This window comes from Nocardioides abyssi (genome assembly GCF_030412915.1).
GTDB lineage: Bacteria > Actinomycetota > Actinomycetes > Propionibacteriales > Nocardioidaceae > Nocardioides > Nocardioides abyssi.
Map to the genome: position 1 here is coordinate 1 of NZ_JAUHJR010000019.1, position 5,113 is coordinate 5,113.

The 5,113-nt window shown below is 56.4% G+C and carries 2 rRNA genes; both read left to right on the forward strand.

What is annotated here, in order from left to right:
- Positions 1-28 precede the first annotated feature (28 nt).
- Positions 29-1,549 (forward strand): 16S ribosomal RNA (locus QWY29_RS19675).
- A gap of 368 nt (positions 1,550-1,917) precedes the next feature.
- Positions 1,918-5,057, forward strand: a 23S ribosomal RNA gene (locus tag QWY29_RS19680).
- Together the 16S and 23S rRNA genes form the textbook arrangement of a ribosomal RNA operon.
- Positions 5,058-5,113: the final 56 nt, after the last annotated feature.

The following is a 5,113-nucleotide window of genomic DNA, read 5'->3' on the forward strand; positions in this document are numbered from 1 at the left end:
GCCTGTATGGGTGTGTTGGTGTTGTTTTTCAACGGAGAGTTTGATCCTGGCTCAGGACGAACGCTGGCGGCGTGCTTAACACATGCAAGTCGAGCGGTAAGGCTCCTTCGGGGGTACACGAGCGGCGAACGGGTGAGTAACACGTGAGTAATCTGCCCTCCACTTCGGGATAAGCCTCGGAAACGGGGTCTAATACCGGATACGACACAGTCTTGCATGAGATCTGTGTGGAAAGTTTTTCGGTGGGGGATGTGCTCGCGGCCTATCAGCTTGTTGGTGGGGTAATGGCCTACCAAGGCTTCGACGGGTAGCCGGCCTGAGAGGGTGACCGGCCACACTGGGACTGAGACACGGCCCAGACTCCTACGGGAGGCAGCAGTGGGGAATATTGGACAATGGGCGGAAGCCTGATCCAGCAACGCCGCGTGAGGGATGACGGCCTTCGGGTTGTAAACCTCTTTCAGTACCGACGAAGCGAAAGTGACGGTAGGTACAGAAGAAGCACCGGCCAACTACGTGCCAGCAGCCGCGGTAATACGTAGGGTGCGAGCGTTGTCCGGAATTATTGGGCGTAAAGGGCTCGTAGGCGGTTTGTCGCGTCGGGAGTGAAAACACTGGGCTTAACTCAGTGCTTGCTTCCGATACGGGCAGACTAGAGGCATGCAGGGGAGAACGGAATTCCTGGTGTAGCGGTGAAATGCGCAGATATCAGGAGGAACACCGGTGGCGAAGGCGGTTCTCTGGGCATGTCCTGACGCTGAGGAGCGAAAGTGTGGGGAGCGAACAGGATTAGATACCCTGGTAGTCCACACCGTAAACGTTGGGCGCTAGGTGTGGGGCCTATTCCATGGGTTCCGTGCCGCAGCTAACGCATTAAGCGCCCCGCCTGGGGAGTACGGCCGCAAGGCTAAAACTCAAAGGAATTGACGGGGGCCCGCACAAGCGGCGGAGCATGCGGATTAATTCGATGCAACGCGAAGAACCTTACCTGGGTTTGACATACACCGGAAGCCTGCAGAGATGTGGGTCTCTTTGATACTGGTGTACAGGTGGTGCATGGCTGTCGTCAGCTCGTGTCGTGAGATGTTGGGTTAAGTCCCGCAACGAGCGCAACCCTCGTCCTATGTTGCCAGCGGGTAATGCCGGGGACTCATAGGAGACTGCCGGGGTCAACTCGGAGGAAGGTGGGGATGACGTCAAGTCATCATGCCCCTTATGTCCAGGGCTTCACGCATGCTACAATGGCCGGTACAAAGGGCTGCGATGCCGCGAGGCGGAGCGAATCCCAAAAAGCCGGTCTCAGTTCGGATTGGGGTCTGCAACTCGACCCCATGAAGTCGGAGTCGCTAGTAATCGCAGATCAGCAACGCTGCGGTGAATACGTTCCCGGGCCTTGTACACACCGCCCGTCACGTCACGAAAGTCGGCAACACCCGAAGCCGGTGGCCTAACCCCTTGTGGGAGGGAGCCGTCGAAGGTGGGGCTGGCGATTGGGACGAAGTCGTAACAAGGTAGCCGTACCGGAAGGTGCGGCTGGATCACCTCCTTTCTAAGGAGCACACACCCTGATCACCACCGAATGTGTGGTGACGCTGGTGGTGTCTCACTAGTGGAATCGTCGATGATGCTTCACCTTCTCTGGTGGGGTTGCCTCAGTACTACCCGCACGTGCCTGTCTGTCTCCTTCGGGGGATGGGGGGTGGTGTGGGTGTGGAACCTGGTGGTCTTGCTGGTGGGGGTGGGGTTGGCACACTGTTGGGCTCTGGGGGATCACTCCCTCAGTGCTGTTCCTCCGCAGACCATGCTGAGCTGTGTGCTTGGTGGTGGCTGGTGGTGGGGTTGTTGTTTGTGAACTGGATAGTGGACGCGAGCATCTTGTAATACTTTTGTAGTTGTTGTCTTCGTTGAGTGTTTGTGAGACAAGCTATGAAGGGCACATGGTGGATGCCTTGGCATCAAGAGCCGATGAAGGACGTAGGAGCCTGCGATAAGCCCTGGGGAGTTGGCAACCGAGCGTTGATCCGGGGATGTCCGAATGGGGGAACCCAGCTGGAGTCATGTCCAGTTACCTGCACCTGAATATATAGGGTGTGTGGAGGGAACTCGGGGAAGTGAAACATCTCAGTACCCGAAGGAAGAGAAAACAACAGTGATTCCGAGAGTAGTGGCGAGCGAAATCGGATGAGGCTAAACCTTATGCGTGTGATACCCGGCAGGGGTTGCGTATGGGGGGTTGTGGGACCGTTCTATCAGTGCTGCCGCGCTGGTGCAGAGTAAGAAAACAAGTCGTGAAGCTGAAGTCTGTTGGAAAGCAGCGCCGTAGAGGGTGATAGCCCCGTATGTGTAAGCACTTGTCTCTGGAGCGGTATCCCAAGTAACACGGAACCCCTGAAATTCCGTGTGAATCTGGCGGGACCACCCGTTAAGCCTAAATACTCCTTGATGACCGATAGCGGACAAGTACCGTGAGGGAAAGGTGAAAAGTACCCCTGGCGGGGAGTGAAATAGTACCTGAAACCGTGTGCCTACAATCCGTCAGAGCCCGGCTGCCCATCTTGGGTGTTGGGGTGATGGCGTGCCTTTTGAAGAATGAGCCTGCGAGTTTGCGTTGTGTTGCGAGGTTAACCCGTGTGGGGAAGCCGTAGCGAAAGCGAGTCCGAACAGGGCGTCTTTAGTAGCACGATCAAGACCCGAAGCGAAGTGATCTATCCATGGGCAGGTTGAAGCGCGGGTAAGACCGCGTGGAGGACCGAACCCACTTAGGTTGAAAACTGAGGGGATGACCTGTGGATAGGGGTGAAAGGCCAATCAAACTTCGTGATAGCTGGTTCTCCCCGAAATGCATTTAGGTGCAGCGTTGCGTGTTTCTTGCCGGAGGTAGAGCACTGGATAGCCGATGGGCCCTACCAGGTTACTGACGTTAGCCAAACTCCGAATGCCGGTAAGTGAGAGCGCAGCAGTGAGACTGCGGGGGATAAGCTCCGTAGTCGAGAGGGAAACAGCCCAGACCATCAGCTAAGGCCCCTAAGCGGTGACTAAGTGGAAAAGGATGTGGAGTCGCATTGACAACCAGGAGGTTGGCTTGGAAGCAGCCACCCTTGAAAGAGTGCGTAATAGCTCACTGGTCAAGTGATTCCGCGCCGACAATGTAGCGGGGCTCAAGTCATCCGCCGAAGCTATGGCATTCGCATATATAACTTAGCCGGCCTTCGGGTTTGGTTCAGGTGTGTGGATGGGTAGGGGAGCGTCGTGTCGCGAGTGAAGCTCCAGAGTGATCTAGGGGTGGACGCGACACGAGTGAGAATGCAGGCATGAGTAGCGAATCACGTGTGAGAAACACGTGCGCCGAATGATCAAGGGTTCCAGGGTCAAGCTAATCTGCCCTGGGTAAGTCGGGACCTAAGGCGAGGCCGACAGGCGTAGTCGATGGACAACGGGTTGATATTCCCGTACCGGCGAAGTAGCGCCCATGACGAACCTGGTGATGCTAACCACCCGAAGCGCCACATGACCGATCCCTTCGGGGTGAGGCGGTGGTGTGGAGCGTGGGACCCGAGCTGGTAGTAGTCAAGCGATGGGGTGACGCAGGAAGGCAGTCTATCCACGGCGATGGTTGTCCGTGGCCAAGGATGTAGGGAGAGGTCTAGGCAAATCCGGGCCTCTGACTTTGATGTCGATCCTGAGATCTGATGGGGACCCGTATGGGGAAGTAGATGATCCTATGCTGTCGAGAAAAACCTCTAGCGAGCTACGAGCCGCCCGTACCCCAAACCGACTCAGGTGATCAGGTAGAGAATACCAAGGCGATCGAGCGAACCATGGTTAAGGAACTCGGCAAAATGCCCCCGTAACTTCGGGAGAAGGGGGGCCGGATCCGTGAACCACCTTGCGTGGGGAAGCGGTGATGGCCGCAGAGACCAGGCCCAAGCGACTGTTTACTAAAAACACAGGTCCGTGCGAAGTTGTAAGACGATGTATACGGACTGACTCCTGCCCGGTGCTGGAAGGTTAAGGGGACCTGTTAGAGCTTCGGCTCGAAGCGGAGAACTTAAGCCCCAGTAAACGGCGGTGGTAACTATAACCATCCTAAGGTAGCGAAATTCCTTGTCGGGTAAGTTCCGACCTGCACGAATGGAGTAACGACTTGGGCGCTGTCTCAACCGTGGACTCGGCGAAATTGCACTACGAGTAAAGATGCTCGTTACGCGCGGCAGGACGGAAAGACCCCGGGACCTTTACTATAGTTTGGTATTGGTGTTTGGTTCGGCTTGTGTAGGATAGGTGGGAGACTGTGAAACCTCGACGCCAGTTGGGGTGGAGTCATCGTTGAAATACCACTCTGGTCGTACTAGATGTCTAACCTAGGTCCGTGATCCGGATCAGGGACAGTGCCTGATGGGTAGTTTAACTGGGGCGGTTGCCTCCTAAAATGTAACGGAGGCGCTCAAAGGTTCCCTCAGCCTGGTTGGCAATCAGGTGGCGAGTGTAAGTGCACAAGGGAGCTTGACTGTGAGACAGACATGTCGAGCAGGGACGAAAGTCGGAACTAGTGATCCGGCCACGGCATGTGGAAGCGTGGTCGCTCAACGGATAAAAGGTACCCCGGGGATAACAGGCTGATCTTCCCCAAGAGTCCATATCGACGGGATGGTTTGGCACCTCGATGTCGGCTCGTCGCATCCTGGGGCTGGAGCAGGTCCCAAGGGTTGGGCTGTTCGCCCATTAAAGCGGCACGCGAGCTGGGTTTAGAACGTCGTGAGACAGTTCGGTCCCTATCCGCCGCGCGCGCAGGAAACTTGAGAAAGGCTGTCCCTAGTACGAGAGGACCGGGATGGACGAACCTCTGGTGTGCCAGTTGTCCCGCCAGGGGCACGGCTGGTTAGCTACGTTCGGAAGTGATAACCGCTGAATGCATCTAAGCGGGAAGCACGTTTCAAGATGAGGTTTCCCACCACGTAAGTGGGTAAGGCCCCCAGCAGAACACTGGGTTGATAGGCCGGAGGTGTACAGCAGTAATGCCTAGCCGACCGGTACTAATAGGCCGAGGGCTTGTCCCACAACCACTCAACCAAGACAACAACCGTCTTACGAGTGCTCGCGTCCACGAATCCAG